23 protein-coding genes are annotated in these 17398 nt (G+C 70.2%); 10 read left to right on the top strand and 13 right to left on the bottom strand.

Annotation, left to right across the window (positions count from 1 at the left end):
* Positions 1–19 precede the first annotated feature (19 nt).
* Genes LI334_RS11820 through LI334_RS11805 form a run of 4 tightly spaced genes read left to right on the top strand, consistent with a single transcriptional unit; the run spans position 20 to position 1547 of the window.
* Positions 20–220 carry a hypothetical protein gene (locus tag LI334_RS11820; protein WP_227261028.1) on the top strand — a complete coding sequence of 67 codons (201 nt, stop codon included), beginning with the start codon at positions 20–22 and terminating at the stop codon, positions 218–220.
* Between the two features lie 40 nt (positions 221–260).
* Entirely contained in the window at positions 261–743 is a 483-nt protein-coding gene (locus LI334_RS11815) for a GNAT family N-acetyltransferase (protein ID WP_227261027.1), read from the top strand.
* A gap of 28 nt (positions 744–771) precedes the next feature.
* On the top strand, positions 772–1119 hold the full coding sequence (locus tag LI334_RS11810; protein ID WP_227261026.1) for a DUF5810 domain-containing protein: 348 nt from the start codon (positions 772–774) through the stop codon (positions 1117–1119).
* A complete protein-coding gene (locus LI334_RS11805; RefSeq protein WP_227261025.1) occupies positions 1119–1547 on the top strand; it encodes a DUF5809 family protein in 429 nt (142 codons plus the stop codon). The genes LI334_RS11810 and LI334_RS11805 overlap by 1 nt, the downstream gene beginning before the upstream one ends.
* Here LI334_RS11805 and LI334_RS11800 read toward each other — a convergent pair.
* Positions 1514–1948, bottom strand: coding sequence for a metal-dependent transcriptional regulator (locus LI334_RS11800; protein WP_227261024.1), 435 nt, complete (start codon positions 1946–1948; stop codon positions 1514–1516). The two genes, LI334_RS11805 and LI334_RS11800, sit on opposite strands and share 34 nt — an antisense overlap.
* A gap of 62 nt (positions 1949–2010) precedes the next feature.
* Between LI334_RS11800 and LI334_RS11795 the strand changes: the two genes are divergently transcribed.
* Positions 2011–2544, top strand: coding sequence for an NUDIX hydrolase (locus LI334_RS11795; protein ID WP_227261023.1), 534 nt, complete (start codon positions 2011–2013; stop codon positions 2542–2544).
* Between the two features lie 47 nt (positions 2545–2591).
* Positions 2592–2945: a rhodanese-like domain-containing protein gene (locus LI334_RS11790; protein ID WP_227261022.1), complete on the top strand. Its 354-nt coding sequence runs from the start codon at positions 2592–2594 to the stop codon at positions 2943–2945.
* Between the two features lie 263 nt (positions 2946–3208).
* On the opposite strand, the gene yciH is transcribed toward LI334_RS11790, so the two are convergent.
* The 6 genes from yciH to LI334_RS11760 form a co-directional block, all read right to left on the bottom strand.
* Positions 3209–3502: a stress response translation initiation inhibitor YciH gene (gene yciH, locus LI334_RS11785; RefSeq protein ID WP_145844410.1), complete on the bottom strand. Its 294-nt coding sequence runs from the start codon at positions 3500–3502 to the stop codon at positions 3209–3211.
* Positions 3502–5700, bottom strand: a complete 2199-nt coding sequence (locus LI334_RS11780; RefSeq protein ID WP_227261021.1) for a transglutaminase family protein — start codon at positions 5698–5700, stop codon at positions 3502–3504. The genes yciH and LI334_RS11780 overlap by 1 nt, the downstream gene beginning before the upstream one ends.
* Positions 5697–6677 carry a DUF58 domain-containing protein gene (locus LI334_RS11775; RefSeq protein ID WP_227261020.1) on the bottom strand — a complete coding sequence of 327 codons (981 nt, stop codon included), beginning with the start codon at positions 6675–6677 and terminating at the stop codon, positions 5697–5699. Before LI334_RS11775 ends, LI334_RS11780 begins: the two co-directional genes overlap by 4 nt.
* Positions 6674–7657 carry an AAA family ATPase gene (locus tag LI334_RS11770; protein ID WP_227261019.1) on the bottom strand — a complete coding sequence of 328 codons (984 nt, stop codon included), beginning with the start codon at positions 7655–7657 and terminating at the stop codon, positions 6674–6676. The genes LI334_RS11775 and LI334_RS11770 overlap by 4 nt, the downstream gene beginning before the upstream one ends.
* Positions 7658–7735: 78 nt before the next feature.
* Positions 7736–8695, bottom strand: a complete 960-nt coding sequence (locus tag LI334_RS11765; RefSeq protein ID WP_227261018.1) for a 5,10-methylenetetrahydromethanopterin reductase — start codon at positions 8693–8695, stop codon at positions 7736–7738.
* Positions 8682–9443, bottom strand: a complete 762-nt coding sequence (locus tag LI334_RS11760) for a coenzyme F420-0:L-glutamate ligase (protein WP_227261017.1) — start codon at positions 9441–9443, stop codon at positions 8682–8684. Before LI334_RS11760 ends, LI334_RS11765 begins: the two co-directional genes overlap by 14 nt.
* Positions 9444–9532: 89 nt before the next feature.
* Here LI334_RS11760 and LI334_RS11755 point away from each other — a divergent pair, with 89 nt between their 5' ends.
* Positions 9533–10741: an NUDIX domain-containing protein gene (locus LI334_RS11755; RefSeq protein WP_227261016.1), complete on the top strand. Its 1209-nt coding sequence runs from the start codon at positions 9533–9535 to the stop codon at positions 10739–10741.
* A gap of 141 nt (positions 10742–10882) precedes the next feature.
* Complete coding sequence (gene ddh / locus LI334_RS11750) at positions 10883–11806, top strand: D-2-hydroxyacid dehydrogenase (RefSeq protein ID WP_227261015.1); 924 nt, start codon at positions 10883–10885, stop codon at positions 11804–11806.
* 271 nt (positions 11807–12077) lie between these two features.
* On the opposite strand, the gene engB is transcribed toward ddh, so the two are convergent.
* Positions 12078–12695, bottom strand: coding sequence for a GTP-binding protein EngB (engB, locus tag LI334_RS11745; protein WP_227261014.1), 618 nt, complete (start codon positions 12693–12695; stop codon positions 12078–12080).
* A gap of 103 nt (positions 12696–12798) precedes the next feature.
* Here engB and LI334_RS11740 point away from each other — a divergent pair, with 103 nt between their 5' ends.
* Entirely contained in the window at positions 12799–13485 is a 687-nt protein-coding gene (locus LI334_RS11740) for an SIMPL domain-containing protein (RefSeq protein WP_227261013.1), read from the top strand.
* 39 nt (positions 13486–13524) lie between these two features.
* Complete coding sequence (locus LI334_RS11735) at positions 13525–14823, top strand: TIGR00341 family protein (protein WP_227261012.1); 1299 nt, start codon at positions 13525–13527, stop codon at positions 14821–14823.
* Here the strand turns inward: LI334_RS11735 and LI334_RS11730 are convergent, their stop codons facing one another.
* The 5 genes from LI334_RS11730 to LI334_RS11710 form a co-directional block, all read right to left on the bottom strand.
* A complete protein-coding gene (locus LI334_RS11730; RefSeq protein WP_227261011.1) occupies positions 14824–15783 on the bottom strand; it encodes an NOG1 family protein in 960 nt (319 codons plus the stop codon).
* A 77-nt stretch (positions 15784–15860) separates the two neighbouring features.
* On the bottom strand, positions 15861–16151 hold the full coding sequence (gene hisE, locus LI334_RS11725; protein ID WP_227261010.1) for a phosphoribosyl-ATP diphosphatase: 291 nt from the start codon (positions 16149–16151) through the stop codon (positions 15861–15863).
* Positions 16148–16603 carry a bifunctional nuclease family protein gene (locus tag LI334_RS11720; RefSeq protein ID WP_227261009.1) on the bottom strand — a complete coding sequence of 152 codons (456 nt, stop codon included), beginning with the start codon at positions 16601–16603 and terminating at the stop codon, positions 16148–16150. Before LI334_RS11720 ends, hisE begins: the two co-directional genes overlap by 4 nt.
* On the bottom strand, positions 16600–17193 hold the full coding sequence (pdxT, locus tag LI334_RS11715; RefSeq protein ID WP_227261008.1) for a pyridoxal 5'-phosphate synthase glutaminase subunit PdxT: 594 nt from the start codon (positions 17191–17193) through the stop codon (positions 16600–16602). The genes LI334_RS11720 and pdxT overlap by 4 nt, the downstream gene beginning before the upstream one ends.
* A 41-nt stretch (positions 17194–17234) precedes the next feature.
* A complete protein-coding gene (locus LI334_RS11710) occupies positions 17235–17396 on the bottom strand; it encodes a preprotein translocase subunit Sec61beta (protein WP_227261007.1) in 162 nt (53 codons plus the stop codon).
* Between the last annotated feature and the right edge of the window lie 2 nt (positions 17397–17398).

Below are 17398 nucleotides of genomic sequence, written 5' to 3'. Positions count from 1 at the left end.
CGCTCGCCCTTCCTCCTGTATGGAGTTCCTGCCCGCGGACTCGATAATCCCGCACGCTCGCGCCGTCTACGTCGTGTTCGCTGTCTGGTTGCTGTCCGTGGTCTGGGTGAACGTCGATTCGGACGAGCACGCGCCCGACTCCGGCACGAAGTGGACGCTCGCCACCGTCGTGGGCGGCGTGTTCGTCGCCGCGCTCTACGCGTACCTCGCCCGGGACTAGGGCCGCAGGCCATTTACCCGCGCCACGCCAAGACTCGCGTATGGCGTCGGGTGGGCCGTTCCAGTACGCGGGCATCCGGCAGGCCGGTCAGGGCGACCTGCTGGACGTGTTCCGCATCGAGAAACAGGCGTTCGAGCAGCCGTGGCCGTTCTCGGCGTTCGAACGCTACCTCGGCGAACCCGGCTTCCTCGTGGCGGAACGCCCCGAGGAGACGGCGCTCGCGGGGTTCGTGGTCGCGGACACGATTCCGAACCACGGCCGGCCGCTCGGCCACATCAAAGACCTCGCCGTCCACCCCGACGACCGCGGCCAGGGGTTGGGCGGCGCGCTCGTCGACCGCGGGCTCGCGGTTCTCCGCGCGCAGGGCGCGCGCTCCGCGAAACTCGAAGTCCGCCGGTCGAACGACCCCGCCATCGGCCTCTACCGCGAGAAGGGCTTCGAGTACTACCGCACCCTCGACCGGTACTACGCGGACGGCGAGGACGCGTTCGTGATGGTCGCGCGACTCGCGAACCACGAGTAGTTAGTGTCTCGCGCTCGTCTCTCCAGTCATGAGTGGCTACGAGTGTCCCGTCTGTGGCGTGCCGCAGGCAGAAGCCGACCACCTCGCGAACCACGTCGCGTTCGCCGCGATGCTGGACGAAGCCGACCACGAGGCGTGGCTCGACGAGCACGCGCCCGACTGGAACGAGATGAGTCAGGCGGAACTCGGCGAGGTCGTCGTCGAGCACGCGCCCGAGTCCGACGTGGAGTTCGAGGAGGGCGACCACGCGCACGCCGAACAGCACTTCGCGCAGGAGGGCGGGTACGGCCGCGACGACCTGGGCGGCGACCAGCAGGCAATCGTGGAGGAGGCGATGGAACTCACGCGCGAGATGCAAGACGGGGAGGACGAGTGATGGAGACGCACGGCGTTCTCGCACCCGAAACGGCGGACGAGGTTCGCGCGGCCTACGAGGACGTGGGACCGGCCGCGCAGAACGTCACTCGCGAGGTGGCGAAGGCGATGGAGTTCAGCAAGGAGGAGTACGACGACCGCGTCACCGGCGAGGTCGTGGAGACCGCGCGCGACGCCCTGTTCGCGAACCTCCTCGAAGTCCACTCCGGCACCCGCGAGGAGTTCGAGGACTGGCTCGCGGACTACGAGTACGAGGTCGTGGAGAACGGGAGCGACGACGTGGAGAAGGTCGCGTGGCACGTCGTGCCGTTCGAGAACACGGTCGTGACGGCGTCCTACCAGAACGAGCCCGCGGCCGCGCGCGGCACCCTCCGCCGCATCGTTCACGGGAAGTTCTACCGGGAGACGCTCTCGCGAACCGCGGACTGACACTCGCTGTACTCCGCGTCCGGCGCGCTACACTCGCCCGAACACGGGTGGTCGATGAAGGACTTGAGCGCCGCCGCCACGTCCTCGGAGAGCGCGTGCCCGAACGCCTCCACGTCCGCGTCCGCCTCGTCGTTCACGAGGTTCTCCGCGAGACAGCGCTTCCAGAGGAGTTCCCGCGTGACGGCTTCGCCGTCTTCGGTGAGCGTCGCGCCCTCGTAGCGCTCGTACGCGACGAGCCCGCGGTCGGCGAGCGTTCCGATTCGCTCCGTGACGCTCGCCGGACTCACCTCCAGTTCGTCCGCGAGTTCCCCCGTCTTCGCGGGGCGGCCCGCGGTCTCGCTCACGAGGAGGATGGCGCTCAAGTACCGTCCCTCGCTCTCCGACACCGCGGGCGTGCTCATACACGCAGATCGCGTCGCGGCCCGAATAAGTGTGTTCATGGTCTCCGAGGTGAACACCCGGTATGGACGACTGGACGCTCCGCGAGTCGGTCACGGAGTACGAGACGCCGTGGTACACGGGCGGGTACGACCGCCTCGAACAGCCGGACGGGAGCGAGAAGAACTACTACTGGGCGTCGCTCCCCGACGCCGTCGTCGTGGTCGCGCTCGACGGCGACGACGTGGTGATGGTCTCCCAGTACCGGCCCGTCATCGACGCGCACTGCCTCGAACTCGTCGCCGGCATCGTGGAGGACGAGTCCTACGAGGCCGCCGCGCGCCGCGAACTCCGCGAGGAAACCGGCTACGACGCGGACACGGTCACCCTTCTTCAGGAGTTCGCGGTCGCCACCGGCGTCCTCCGCCACAACCGCGGCATCGTCGTCGCGGAGGGCCTCTCCGAGTCCATGGAGGGCCGCGAACTCGACAATAACGAGTTCATCGAAGTCGAACGCGTCCCCCGAGAGGACGCGCTCGCCCGCGCCCGCGCCGAACAGCCCGCGAACGACGCGACCCTCGAAGGTCTCCTCCTCGCCGCCGCGGACGGCTACCTCTGACGGCCGCGACCGCGACGCTTAACCGCGACACGACCCACTCGATTCGTATGGACGGCGAAATCGAGCCCGACGAACTCCAGTCTCGGCTCGACGACGTACGGGTCGTGGACATCCGGAACAGCCTCGCGTTCGACCACGGCCACATCCCCGGCAGCGAGAACATCCCCTTCAATCAGCTCCCCCAGCGCGTGGACGCGCTCGCCGGCGCGAACCACGTCGTCACCGTCTGCCCGCACGGCAAATCCAGCGTGCAGGCCGCCAGCCTCATCAAATCCTACGAAGGCATCGGCGACGACACGCCCGTCGAGAGCCTCGCCGGCGGCCTCGACGCCTGGGACGGCCCGCTCGACTCGAACACCGAGGAACCCGACGCCGACGAAGGCCCGCAAAGCCCGTTCTAACCCTGTCACTCCTGTTCGATGCGGTTTTGCCCGATTACGAGACTGTACGCAACGGAACGGAACGGAACGAGCGCGTACCGCTCCCGACTGAGACACACCCTGCTTTTCCGCGAACGAACGGCTCGAAGCGCCTGAGCGAAGCGGTTCACTCGCGCCTCCGGCGCGAGGCCGACGACTGAGGGACGGAACGAACCGAAGGAGGAGTGCTTTTGCCCGAGCTTTTGCCGAGTGCGCCCGAAGGGCGCACGCAGAGCAAAAGGTCGTTAGGCGACGTTGAAGCCCTTGTCGCGGAGGAAGTCCTCGACGCGACCGGAGTGATTGCCCTGGAGTTCGATTTCACCGTCTTCGACCGTGCCTCCGCACGCGAATTTGGATTTGAGGTCCGAGGAGAGGCTATCGAGGTCGACGTCTTTCGGGTCGAGTCCTTCGATGACGGTGACTTCTTTTCCGTAGCGGCGCTCGTCGATGCGGATTGACACCTGTTGGGACTCTTTGGCGACGTCCTCACAGACGCATAGTTCCTGGGGCAATCCACACGTCGAGCAGACTTCCGACATTACGGTTTGAAGTAGGAAATCGTCCTATTAAACAGTGTCGCCGGGCGCGTCCGGCGGTCGGTTTCCGCGACGAGGGCGGCGGCGAGCGCGGTCGCGCGCTCCGCGTCCTCGTCGGTGACGGTGCCGCCGTAGGTCGCGCGCTCGCGGAGCGTGGCGAGTTCGCGGGCGCGGCGGTCGGCGCGCACGGCGTCGAGGTACTCGCTCACGGTTTCGCCGCGTTTCCGCGGGCGGTTGGTGCGCTCGACGAGGTAGAGCGCGCGCTCGAACGCGCCGGTGACGCGCTCCTCGGGACTCCCGCGGGGCGTGGTGCGAACCCAGACGAACCGGTACGCGCGCGCCGCGAGGCCGGAGCGGTGCGCGGCGGCGAGCAGGCCGCCGACGAGAACCGTCCACACGGCCGCGGTTCCGGGCGGCACGTCCGGAAGCACGCCACCGCCGCCACTTCCCCCGCTCCCGTCTGCGGCCGGGTCGGTGACGTTCCCGCCGCCGGGGTCGGCGACGGTGCGAATCCCGCGGTCGGGGCCGATACCGGGCATCTGCGTGGACGTGTTCCCGGTCGTCGTGTTCCCGGACGCGGTCGTGGTCGTCGTGGTCGTCGTGGTGTACGTGCCGTCCTCGCTCCCCTCGGTGTCGACGCCCTCGACGCCCTCCTCACGGGCGTCCTCGACGGTCTGCGTCTCCTGGGTCTCGCGGGGGTTCCCGGGCGTCGGGTCGAAGCGCACCCAGCCCACGTCCGGGAAGTAGACCTCGACCCAGGCGTGCGAATCGACGCCGCGCACGACCCAGGTGTCCTCGCTGACGCGCTGGCCGGGCGTGTACCCGACGACGTACCGCGCGGGTACGCCCTGCGTGCGCAGCATCACGGTCATCGCGGACGCGTAGTAGACGCAGTAGCCCGCGTTCTGTTCGAGGATGAACTGGTTCACGAGGTTGCCGTCCGGCGTCGGCACGGACAGCGAGTACTCCTTGTTCGATTCGAGCCAGGACTCGACCGCGCGCGCCGTCGCGTACGGCGTCTCCGCGCCCGCGGTGACGTTCGCGGTCAGCGACCGCACCGCGTCGCTCGTGCTCTCCGGCACCTGGAGGTAGCGGTCGCGCACGTCGCTCGGGTAGTCCGTCCCCGCCGTCCGGAGTTCGGTCGTCGTCGGGTTCAGGACGGCGCTCTCGACCGTGTAGGAGTCGCCGTTGTCGAGCGCGCCGTCGGGCCGCGGGTTCCCGAACGCGCTCACCGAGTAGTCCGCGCCCGACACCCGAACCGGGGTCGCGGCGGCGGGCATCACGCCGAGCGGCTGGCGCGCCGTCACCTCCTGCGTGACGCGCTCGGTTCGCCCGGGCGGGTCGTCGAGCACGCCGGCGTCGTCGGGGCCGGTGGCGCGCACCCACCCCTGGCCGGTGAACCGGTCGTAGACGCCCGCGCGCCAGTACTCCGCTTGCTCGGACTCCACGACGAACTGGACTTTCGGGGAGAGCGTGATGCTGCCGCCGACGCCGACGCGGTCGCCGGCGACGGCGAGCGACCCCTCGGGCGCGGTCGCGGACTGCGGGACGAGCGGGTTGCCCGTGCTCGGCACGGCGCTCACCGTCGCGGACGCGAGCACCGCCACCGCGAGCACCGCGCCGACGATCTCGACCTGCCGGCGGCGGGCGTGGTGGACGTCGAGCGTGCCGAACCCGAGCGCGCCGAACGCGCCGAGCACGCCGACCATCGTCCCGACCGCGCCGCTGTCGCCCGTGAGCACGAAGAACCCGAGCGTCAGCCCGCCGACCGCGGCGCTCGCGGCGTAGTTCTCGCGGAGCGCGAAGTACCACGTCAGGAAGACGGGGCCGGGCGTGACGGCGAGCGCCCACGCGCCCGCCTCGGCCATCCGGAGCACGGAGAACCCGGTGAGGAGCGCGACCGTGTCCGAGAGCACGCGGTCTACGGAGAGCGCGGCGGCGTACACGTCCGGCATCACGACGACGTAGACGGCGAGGCCGCCCGCGAGCAGGACGGCGGCGAGCGCGCCCGCGAACCGCTCGGGGAGCGCGCGGAACACCACCGCGAGTGCGAACGAGGCGACGACGAGCGGGCCGAACACAGAGACACCGCCGACCACGTCCACGACGTGGTAGAGCACGGAGAGGAACGACGCCGACACCAGGCCGACGGACGCGAGCGCGGCGAGCCGCCACGGCCGCACCGGGAACCGGTCGCTCACGCCTCTGCCCTCCGCGCGCCCACCACGTCCCGGTACCGGCGCGCACGGTCGCCCGCGCTGATTTCCACGCGCTGTGCGGCCGACCGAACCACGATGTCGGCGTCCTCGTCGGCTCCCCGTGGGAGGCGACCGTCGCCGAGCGCGGCGAGATGGCCGAAGACGACCCGGCGGTGGGCGTCCCCGGTCGCGGGCGACACCGACCCGGCGGCCGTGACGACGCCGACGGAGATACCGGCGTCGAGGAGGTGCGCGACGACGCTCGCCGCCGCCTCCGCCACCGCGTCCGCGCGCCCGCCGCCGGCGTCCGCCGCGACGACGACGCGGTTCGTCGCGCCCTCGCCCGCGAACGTCGTCACCACGAGGTCGCCCGGGCGTTTCGCGCTCGCCCGCCAGTTCACGTCCCGCAGCGGGTCGCCGCGCTGGTACTCCCGGAGGCCCTCGAACTGCCCGCGCTCGTCCGTCACGCCGATGTAGCCCGTGAGGAGGCCGGCGGTGTCCGTGAGGTCGTGGACGCGCGGGAACACCGTCACGCGGTCGACCTGCGAGTACCGGAACGTCCGCGTCCAGAGGCCGAACGGGTCGATGGCGACGAGTTCCGTCGGCCCGACGCCGTGCTCGCCCCGGTCGGCGAGTTCCACCTCGAACGACACTTCGCGGCCGTCTGCCACCGTCTCCAGCAGACCGTTCCCGAGCAGGCCCTCGCCGAGCGTCTCCCGAACCGTCACGGGGTACTCGTGGCGCGCGTCCACCGCGACGTCCACCGTCCGCGTCTCGCCCTGGTGGGCGTGCTCGGGGACGGTGCGCGTCACCGACGGCCGGTCGTAGCGCGCGACGTACACGCCCGTCAGAACGAAGGCCGCGGCCGCGGGCATCACGACGACGTTCAGGCTCCGCCCGCCGAACAGCCAGCCGAGCGCGAACCCCGCGAGCGCGACCGCGAGGACGCCCCATCCCCGTCGCGTCGGCCGAACGCTCATGCTTCCGGGTCGACGCGCGACAGCGCTTGTTCGACGATTCGCTCCCCCGCCTCGCCGCCGACCGCGCCGCCCGGGTCGGCGCGGATGCGGTGCGCGAGCACCGACGGCGCTTCCGCCTTCACGTCGTCCGGCGTCACGTACTCCCGGCCGTCCAGGGTCGCGCGGCCCTGCGCCGCCCGCACCAGCGCGATGGAACCGCGGGGGCTGACGCCGAGGCTCGCGTGCTCGCGCGTGTACCCCGAGAGCCGCGTCACGTACTCCCGCACCGGCTCCGCAACCGTCACCGACGCCGCGGTTGCGCGCGCCCGCCGCAAGTCAGCGACGGACGCCACCGCGTCCACGGAATCGATGGGGTGGTCGCCGACCGCGCGCTCGATGACCGCGACCTCCTCGTCCGGACTCGGATAGCCGAGGTGGAGTTTCTTCGTGAACCGGTCGACCTCCGCGACCGGGAGTTCGTACGTTCGGTCGCGCTCCACCGCGTTCTGGGTCGCAATCACGGTAAACGGGTCGGGGAGCGGGTGCGTCGTCCCGTCCACCGTCACCTGGCCCTCCTCCATCGCTTCGAGGAGCGCGGCCTGCGTCTTCGGGGGTGCGCGGTTGATTTCGTCGCCGAGCACGACGTTCCCGAAGATGGGGCCGGGCTGGAAGTCGAACTCGCGGGTCTTCTCGTTGAACACGTGCGACCCGGTCACGTCCGCGGGGAGGAGGTCGGGCGTGAACTGCACGCGGGAGAAGTCGCCGTCCACGGAGCGCGCGACGGCGCGCGCGAGCATCGTCTTCCCGACCCCGGGCACGTCTTCGAGGAGGAGGTGGCCGCCCGCGAGCACGGCGGTGACGATGTGCTCGATGGCGCTCCGGTTGCCGACGATGACGGTTTCGACGTTCTCGACCAGCGAACGCGCGAGGTCGCTCGCGTCCGCGGCTGACAGCGGTGCTGCGTCCGGCGTCGCGTACGGGGGTTCGAGGGAGTCAGTCATGTGAGCAAGGAGCGTGCCTATCGTCCCCACGGAGGGGCTACCGGAACCTATGTCTGTTGGTCGTCCCGACGCCCGCCGCTACGCGTCCGCGAGCAGTTCGATGGCGACCTCCCGGTTCGGGCCGAGCGGCGACCCCGCGACCACGCCGTCCACGTACGCCCGGATTTCGTCCAGGCGCGCGCCGACCTCGTCGGGCGTGCCGGCGACGCAGAACGCGTCCAGCATCGTCTCGGACACCGCGTCGAACGCCGCGTCGAACTCGCCCGCCTCGATGTGCTCGCCGACGCGCGCCGCCCGGTCGCGGCTCACGCCGTGCCGGTTGAGCACGGGCGGGGCCGCGCCCGCGGCGATGAACGCGACCGGCGGCCGCGCCGCCGCCCGCGCCGCCTCGCCGTCCACCGCGACGCTCACCGACGCGAACGCCACGGCCTCGAACGCCCCCCGCTCGGCCGGCCGCTCGTCCAGGCCCTCGTCGAGCCGGTCGCGCGCCCACGCGAAGTCGTCGGGATGGCTCGCGTTCACCAGCGCGCCGTCCGCGTGCTTCGCCGCCATCCGGAGCATGTGCGGGCCCTGCGCGCCCACGTACACCGGAATCCGGCCCGGCTCGTAGTTCAGGCCCGCGTCCCGCGCGACGAACGTCCCGTCGTGCTCGACGCGCTCGCCGTCCCACAACTGTTGGGCGACCTTGAACGACTCCAGCACGCGGCGCAAGGGTCGGTCGCGCTCCACGCCGAGGTTCCGCAGCGTCGAGGCGTCGCCCGCGCCGACGCCGAACACCGCGCGCCCGCCGCTCAGTTCGTCCAGCGTCGCCGCCTTCGACGCCAGCGTCACCGGATGCGTCTCGTACGGGTTCGCGACGCCCGGCCCCAGACGAACCGCCTCGGTCGCGTCCGCCGCGAGCGCGAGCGCCTGGAACGGGTCGCGGTTGTTGTAGTGCGAGGACGCGAACACCGTGTCGAACCCCTCGTCCTCCGCCAGCGACGCCAACGACGCGACCTCCCGAACCGGAACCTCCGGCGTGAGCTCAACGCCCTTCATACGACCACCCCCGGAGCGCCTGCCGCACGAAATCGCCCGACACCTCGCGGTAGAGCTCCTGGGAGCCGTCGTGGTCGCCGAACTCGAACCCCCGCACCACCACCACGGGCGTCCCCCCGCTCCCCTCGCCGGAGACGAGGTTCGCCGCCGCCGCGAGTTCGTCCACCACGCTCTCGACCGTCACTTCGAGCTCGTGGCCGTCCCTGTCCTCCTCGCCCCGCCAGTCCCGGGACGCCGGCATCCCCGCCCAGCCGAGGGTGACGCCGCGCTGGCCGTGCCGGAACGGCCGGCCCGACGTGTCCGTCACCAACACCGGACAGTCCACCGGCAACCCATCGCGGATGCGCTCCGCGCTCTCCGACGGCTGTTTCGGCAAGAGGAGGAGGTCGTCGCCGCCCGTGTTCGACCGGTCGATGCCCGCGTTCACGCCGACGTGCCCGAACCGCGTCTCGGTGAGGAGGAACGGCGCGTCCATCAGAACGTCCGTGGACTCCTCCAGCACGGCCTGCGCGAACCGCGGGTCTTTCTCCTCGCCCGTCACCGACTCCAGCCGGGACGCGATTTCGCGCGCCCGCGGCCCCGCCGGATAGTCCGAGAGGGCGGCCGTCCGCCCCTCCGCCTTCGACACCACCGTGCTCGCCACGCACACCACGTCGTCCTCGCGGAGGCTCACGCGGTTCGCGACGAGCGCCGCGAGGTCGTCGCCCGCCTCGATTTCGGGGAGGCCGGGCACTGCGAACGCTTCCATACCCACAGTGTTCGCCGTCGCGTGAAAGAGACGGCGGTACCGGACGTTCCGGCCTCACCGCCTATGTGCCCGCAGTCCCGAACACGAGTATGGACGAAGTGGACGTCGTCACGTGCGTCCTCCGCAACCGCGGCCGCGTATTGCTCCTCCGACGGAGCGACGCCGTCGGCTCCTACGCCGGCCGGTGGGGAATGGTCGCCGGCCACGCCGAAGGACGACCGGACGAACAGGCCTGGCGGGAAATCGACGAGGAGACCGGGCTTCGGGACGCCTGCACGCTCGTCCGCCGCGGCGACCCCTTCACGGTCGAGGACGCCGACCGCGGCACCCGCTGGACAGTCCACCCCGCGCTCTTCGACTGCGAGCGCCGCGACGTGACGCCGAACGAAGAGACGACCGACTGGGAGTGGGTGAACCCCGTCGAGATACGCCGCCGCGACACCGTCCCCGACCTCTGGACGTCCTACCGGCGGGTCGCCCCGACGCTCCAAACGGTTCGCGACGACCGCGACCACGGCTCCGCGTGGCTCTCCCTCCGCGCGCTCGAAGTCCTCCGCGACGCCGCCATCGACGGCCGGGACGACCTCGCCGCGGTCGCCCGCGACCTCCGCGCCGCCCGGGACATGGTCGTCGTCGCGAACCGCGTGAACCGCGCGATGGCGTCCGCTGACGACGACGCCGATTTCGGTGACGCCGTTCAGGAACGCATCGACGACGCGGCCGCCGCGGACGACCGCGCCGCCGAACGGGCCGCCGACCGGCTCGCGGGAGAAACGGTCGTCACGCTCTCGCGCTCGGGCACCGTCCGGCGCGCGCTCGAAACCGGCGACCCCGACCGCGTCGTCGTCGCCGAGTCACGCCCGGAGCGAGAGGGCGTCCCGGTCGCCGAATCGCTCGCCGGTGAGTGCGACGTGACGCTCACGACGGACGCCGCCGCGCCCGGCTTGCTCGCGGCCGCCGACCGCGTGCTCGTCGGCGCGGACGCAGTCCAGCCCGACGGCGGCCTCGTGAACAAGACCGGCACGTACCCGCTCGCGCTCGCCGCCGACCAGGCAGGCATTCCCGTTGACGCCGTCTGCGCCCGCGACAAGCTAGCGCCCGAGCGCGTCGAACCCACCGAGGAGAGCGAGCACGCGCTCGTCTACGACGGCGACGCGGACATCGACGTGACCGCGCCGCTGTTCGAGACCGTGCCCCGCGGCCTCGTGGACGCGGTCGTCACCGAGACCGGCGCGCTCGACGCCGACGCCATCGACCGCGTCGCCGCGGAACACCGACGGCTCGCGGACTGGGAGTGAAACGCCTATACTCGGGGACGCCCAACCGCGAGTGGGCGACAGTGACGAGGTGTTACCCCCACCGAGCCCCTTGTGACGAGGACTTCTTCCCGAGTCGCCCGTTCCACAACGTTCAATCGCCCGCCTTCGGTAGCTACTCGCATGAACATCGACCACCTCGGTATCCACGACTCCGTCTCCATCGTCTTCCCGCCGGAACGCCTGCGGGACGCGCTCGAATCCGTCGACCCCGACGTGTCCATCGTCGGCGACGACCTCGATAGCGTGGACGCGGTCGTGACGTTCCTCCACCGCGACGCCTTCCTCGACAGCGTCGAGTGGGTGCACTCGATTCAGGCCGGCTACGACCGCTTTCCGCTGGACGACTTCGCGGACGCCGGCGTCGCGTTCACGAACAGCTCCGGGATTCACGGCGCGTCCGTCGGCGAGTACGCGGTCGGGCAGATGCTCGCGCTCGCGCGCCGCCTCCACACGTTCCGGGACGCCCAGCACGAACGGGAGTGGACTCGACCCGACTGGGACGAGCCGTTCACGCTGTTCGACGAACGCCTCACCGTCGTCGGACTCGGCGCGCTCGGCCAGGGTATCGCGCGGCGCGCCGACGGCGTCGGGATGCGCGTCACCGGCGTCCGCCGCACGCCCGTGAAGACGCCGCACACGCGGGCGGTGTACGGCCCGCAAGACCTCCACGACGCCATCGCGGACGCGCGGTTCGTCGCGCTCGCGTGTCCGCTCACCGACGACACCGAGGGCCTGTTCGGGCCCGACGAGTTCGCCGCGATGCGCGACGACGCCTACCTCGTGAACGTCGCGCGCGGCGAGGTCGTACAGGAGGACGCGCTCGTGGACGCGCTCGACGCCGGGGAACTCGCGGGCGCGGCGCTGGACGTGTTCGAGGACGAACCCCTCGACTCGGACTCGCCGCTCTGGGACTACGAGGACGTGCTCGTCACGCCGCACGCCGCCGCCGCCGAGCGCGACTACTACGAGCACATCGCCGACCTCGTCCGACAGAACGTCCTCCACGCGAACGCGGACGAGGAGTTCGTCAACCGCGTCGCATAGGGCGTTCGGGCGACACACCGCGCGCACGGGATTCGTCGCCGCTCACCGAATCCGCTCCCGTGCGCCACCACTCAGAACATACCGCGCGCTGGCCGCGCTCTCCTACTTGAACGTTCACCTGGTCGCGGTTCGGAACTGGTTCGGGTGCGGTGTTGAAGCAGTGCGGTAACGCGTTCGCAGCCTACTCGCTCGCGGAGCGAGCGAGAGTTTTTGGTCCAGATTTTTCGAGGAGTGGTTCGCCTTCGGCGAACCCGACGAAGAAAAAGGTGGGCTAGAAGAACTTCTTGAGGTCGTGGCGCTTGTGGTCTTCGAGGTGGCTGTTGATGGCGTCCTCCAACGCGCCGATGTTGCCTTTCTTCGCGGTGATGGGCGCGATGGTGTCCGTCCACTGCTTCCAGGGCGGGAGGAGACCGAAGCGGTCGGCGATGGCGTCGAGGCGGTCGTCCCGGTCGTCCACCTTGTCCATCTTGTTCACGGCGATGACGGTGTCGACGCCGAGTTCGCGGAGGAGGTGGTACATCTCGACGGTGTGCGGGATGCTCTCCTCGGTGGTGTGGCGGTCGATGATGTCGACGGCGCTCTTCCCGTCGAGGACGATGACGCCGACGAGGATGTTGTCCGCGTACTCTTCGAGGTAGTGGACGATGTCGGTCTTGATGGACTCCTGGCGTTCCTCGGGGACGCCCTGCATGTACCCGAACCCAGGGAGGTCGGTGATGACGAAGTCCTCGCTCGCCCAGTCGTAGTGGTTCGGCTCCCGAGTGACGCCGGGCTTCCCGCCCGTGGTGAACGTGTGCCCCGTGAGCTCGCGCATAATCGTGGACTTCCCGACGTTCGACCGCCCGATGAGGGCGACTTCGTCGGTGCGGTCGGGCCGCGTTTCGAACATACTCGTCGTACTTCGTCCCGGCGGGTAAGCCTGCCGTCGTAACACAAGCCGCGATTTGAGTCATAGCGAGGTTGATACCCCGGGGCGTCCTCTCGACGGCTGTATGTCGAAGAAACTGCTCTCCGTGCTCGGACTCGCGTTGCTCGTCGCGACCGCCGGCTGTCTCGGCGGCGTCCAGGCCGCGTCCTCCGACGACACGGCATCGAAGACCATCGACGTCTCCGGCTCGGAAACCATCTACGCCACGCCCGACCAGGTCGTTCTCCACGTCGCCGTGGAGGCGTCCGGTGACTCCGCGAGCGACGTGCGCGACCAGCTCGACGCCGCGGCCGCCGACCTGACGAGTTCGCTCGAATCCCAGGGCGTCGCGAGCGAGGACATCGTCACGTCCCGCTACGACCTCTCCGTCCGCGACCGCGAGACGGGTGAGACCTACCGCGGCGTCCACGCGTTCCGCGTGACCTCGGACGACGTGGAGAACGCCGGGTTCCTCGTGGACGTGGCGCTGTCGAACGGCGCGAACCGCGTGAACGGCGTGCAGTTCACGCTCAGCGAGGACACCCGCGAGGAACTCCACCGGCAGGCGCTCGCCGCCGCCGTCTCGGACGCGCGCGGTGACGCGGACGCGCTCGCCGCCGCCGCGAACCTCAGCGTCACGGGCGTCCAGACCGTCTCCTCGTCCGACGTGGGGTACGTCTACAGCGAGGGCATCTCGACCGCCAGCACCGACATCCGCGAGGGCTCAGTCGCGGTGACCGCCAGCGTCTCAGTGACGTTCAGCGTCGCGTAACCCCGAAACCATTTCTCCCCGCGCGCCGTCGGTGGCGTCGTGCGACTCATCCAGGTGACGATTCCCGCCGGCAAGCGGGACGCGGTGCTCGACGCGCTCGACGACGAGGGCGTGGACTACGTCGTCACGGAGGAAGCCAGCGGCCGCGAGTACACTGCCGTCGTCTACTTCCCCCTGCCGACGAACGCCGTCGAACCCGTGCTCGCCACCCTCCGCGAGGTCGGATTGGGCGAGGACGCCTACACGGTCGTGTTGAGCGCGGAAACCGTCATCTCCCGGCACTTCGACCAGCTCGAAGCCGAGTACGAGGAGGAGGGGAGCGAGGACCGAATCGCGCGAGAGGAACTGAAGGCGAAGGCGAGCGACCTCGCGTCCGCGGTTCCGACGTACGCCATCATGACCGTCGTGAGCGCCGTCATCGCCACCGCCGGCCTCCTCCTCGACTCCCCCGCGACCGTCGTCGGCTCCATGGTCATCGCGCCGCTCATCGGCCCCGCGATGGCCGCGAGCGTCGGCACGGTCGTGGACGACGCCGACCTGTTCCGGCGCGGCGTCCGCATGCAAGCGCTCGGCCTCGGCCTCGCCGTCGCCGCGGCCGCCGTGTTCGCGCTCGGCGTCCGCACCCTCAACCTCATCCCCCCCGGCCTCGACCCTTCCACTATCGGCCAGGTCCGCGAGCGCCTCGCGCCCGACTTCCTCTCGCTCGCCGTCGCGCTCGGCGCGGGCGTCGCTGGCGCGGTCAGCCTCACAACCGGCGTCTCCTCCGCGCTCGTCGGCGTCATGATCGCCGTCGCGCTCATCCCGCCCGCCGCCACCGTCGGCGTCGGCATCGCGTACGGCCTCCCGTCGATGGCGCTCGGGTCGGGCGTGCTCGTGCTCGTGAACATGCTCTCCATCAACCTCGCCGCGCTCGGCGTGCTCTGGCTGTCGGGGTATCGCCCCGAGGACTGGTTCCGGCAGTCCGACGCCCGCGCCGCGACCTTCAAACGCGTCGGCGCGCTCCTCGCCGGCATCATCGTGCTCTCCGTCTTCCTCGGCGGCGTCACGCTCGCGTCCTACCAGCACGCGAACACCGAGCAGACGGTCTCCGCCGAAGCGGAAACCGCGCTCACCGCGCCCGAGTACGCCGACATCATCTTCCTCGACGCCGACGTGGAGTTCAGCGAGGGCATCGTGTTCACGCAGTCCCCGACGCGCGTCGTCGTCACCGTCGGCGCGCCGCCCGGCGAAACCTACCCCGGACTTGCGAACGTCCTCGACGACAGAATCGACGCCGCGCTCGGCACCGATGTGGCCGTACAGGTGCGGTTCATCGAAATCGACAGCGCGAGCGGCTAATCAGTTCTCGAACGGCAGGTCGGCGTCGTAATCCACCGCCTCGACCGCGGCGTCGAGCACCGCGCCGACGTTCTCGCCCGTCTCCACGCTCAGGAAGTAGTCCGCGTCCGCGTCCGTCGAGAGGTCGCTCTTGTTGCACGCGACCACGAACGGCGCGTCCGCGAACTCCCCGCGAAGCCCGTCGAGGAGCGCGTACTGGTCGTCGAGTTCGTACCCACAGGTCTCGCTCGCGTCCAGGAAGAACAGCACCGCGTCGGCGGCGTGCGCGACCGCCGACACCGCCTGGTTCTCGATGTCGTTTCGCTCCTCGCGCGGCCGGTCGAGCAGGCCCGGCGTGTCCACGAGCTGGTAGCGGATGTGGTCGCGCTCGATGTGCCCGACCCGGACGCCCGTCGTCGTGAACGGGTACTCGGCGGTCTCGTTGCGCGCGTTCGTCACCGAGTTCACGAACGACGACTTCCCCACGTTCGGGTAGCCCGCGACCACGATAGTCGGCTCGTCCGGCCGGATGTCGGGGAGTTTCGCGAGCTTGTTCCGCACGTCGTTCAAGTATTCGAGGTCGTCCTCGATTTCGCGCATCACCGACCCCATCCGCGCGAACCCCTGCTTGCGGAGCTTCCGCGCGCCCTCCACGTCGCCCGGGAGCTTCCCCTGGTACTCGCGGCCGAGGTCCTTCGTCTTCCGGGACGCCCACCCGACCTCGGAGAGACTCGACCGAATCTCGTCCACGTCCGCCACCGCGTCCGCGAGCTCGCGGTAGAACGGGTCGACCTCGCCGAAGTCCGGCCACGCCGTCACGACGTTCTCCAGGTTGTCCGAGAGGATGTTCGACGCCGTCTGCAGCATCGACTCCTGGGCCTCCCGCCCGTGCTTCGCTCGCCCCGACCGCGCCGCGCGCGAGAACGCCTTGTCGATGAGTTCCTCCGACTTCGGGGTCGTCGGAAGGTCCTCGAAAATCATACCCACACGTACTCACTCGACACTTAAAAGAAGGCGTTTTTCGACGCGCGAACGCCGCACGTCGCTCGGTGATATGGCTATCCCCGCCGCTCTCGAAGCTCGTCCAGCAGTTCTTCGATGTCCACGTCGTTCTGCGCGAGGACGACGAGCATGTGGTAGACGATGTCCGCGCCCTCGTGCGCGAGTTCCTCGCGGTCGCTGTCCTTCGCGGCGAGCACGAACTCGGTGGCTTCCTCGCCGAGTTTTTCGAGCGCGGCGTTCTCGCCCTTCTCGTGCGTGAACAGGCTGGCGGTGTAGGAGTCCTCGGGGAGGGTTTCCTTGCGGTCTTCGATGACGGCGTAGAGGTCGCGGAGGAGGTCGTCGCTCATCGCGCCACCTCCCGGATGTCGTCGAAGTCCGCGTAGTTCGCGAGCGGTTCGCGGGCGTCCTCGAACACCTCGCGCGCGACCTTGATGGGCGCGTCCGTGCGGGCGACGAGCGCGACGGCGTCGCTCGGCCGACAGTCCACGACCGTGTTCGCGCGCGGCGTGTCGAGGTGGATGTCCGCGACGAACGTCCCCTGTTCGACGCCCCGGATGACGGCCTGGGTGACGCGCCCGCCGAGTTCCTCCACGAGGTCGAGCGTCAGGTCGTGGGTGAGCGGGCGGCCGAAGTCTTCGGCGTCGAGGCCGCGCGCGATGGACTCAGCCTCCTCGAACGCGATGAACACGGGGAGCACGTCCCGACGGCCGTCCACGGCGAGCACGAGCACGGGAACGGGGCCGTCCGGGCTTCCCGCGACCTTCACCGCTTCCACGGAGGCGTCTAGGAGGTCGCTCACGCCTCGGCCTCCGCGAAGAACGCGAGGTCGTGGATGCGGCTGTCGCTCGTCAACTCGGGGTGGAAGGACGTGCCGACGACCGGACCGTCTCGAATCGCCACGGGCTTTTCGTCCCAGGACGCGAGCACCTCCACGTCCCGGCCGACCTCCGCGATGAGGGGCGCGCGGATGAACACCGCCGGGAACGGCTCGTCCAGGCCCGCCACGTCCAGCGGTGCTTCGAAGCTGTCCTTCTGCCGGCCGAACGCGTTCCTGTCCACGGTCGCGTCCACGAGGTCGAGCGTCTCCACGCGCTCGTCGCGCGCGTCCCGGGACGCCACGATGAGGCCGGCGCACGTCGCGAGCACGGGCTTTTCGGTCTTGACGTGCCGCTCGATTTCGTCGTCGATACCCTGGCGGGCGAGGAGTCGCGAGATGGCGGTGGACTCCCCGCCGGGGAGCAAGAGAACGTCGCACTCCGGGACGATTCCGGACTTCCTGATTTCGACGACCTCGGCGTCCCGGCCGTGGTTCGCGGCCGCTCGCCGAATCGCGTCGCCGTGTTCGCTGACGTCGCCCTGGACGGCGACGACACCGGCTGTCAGAGTCATACGCGGAGGTTCGCGGGGGAGCGGTTTATGCGCCCCGGAACTCAGAACATCATGCTGAGAACGAGGACGGCGATGCCGAACACGACGCCGGACGCGACGACGGACTTCGGACCGACGCGAATCGCGTTCGAACTCTCGGAGTCGAAGTACCGGACGAGTCCCGCGCTCGACATCAGGCCGCCCGAGTTCTGACCACTGCTCATAC

The sequence above is a fragment of the Salarchaeum japonicum genome (assembly GCF_020614395.1).
Classification (GTDB): domain Archaea; phylum Halobacteriota; class Halobacteria; order Halobacteriales; family Halobacteriaceae; genus Salarchaeum; species Salarchaeum japonicum.
The sequence above is the reverse complement of the archived record's forward strand: the minus strand, read 5'-3'. Positions and strand labels throughout refer to the sequence as shown.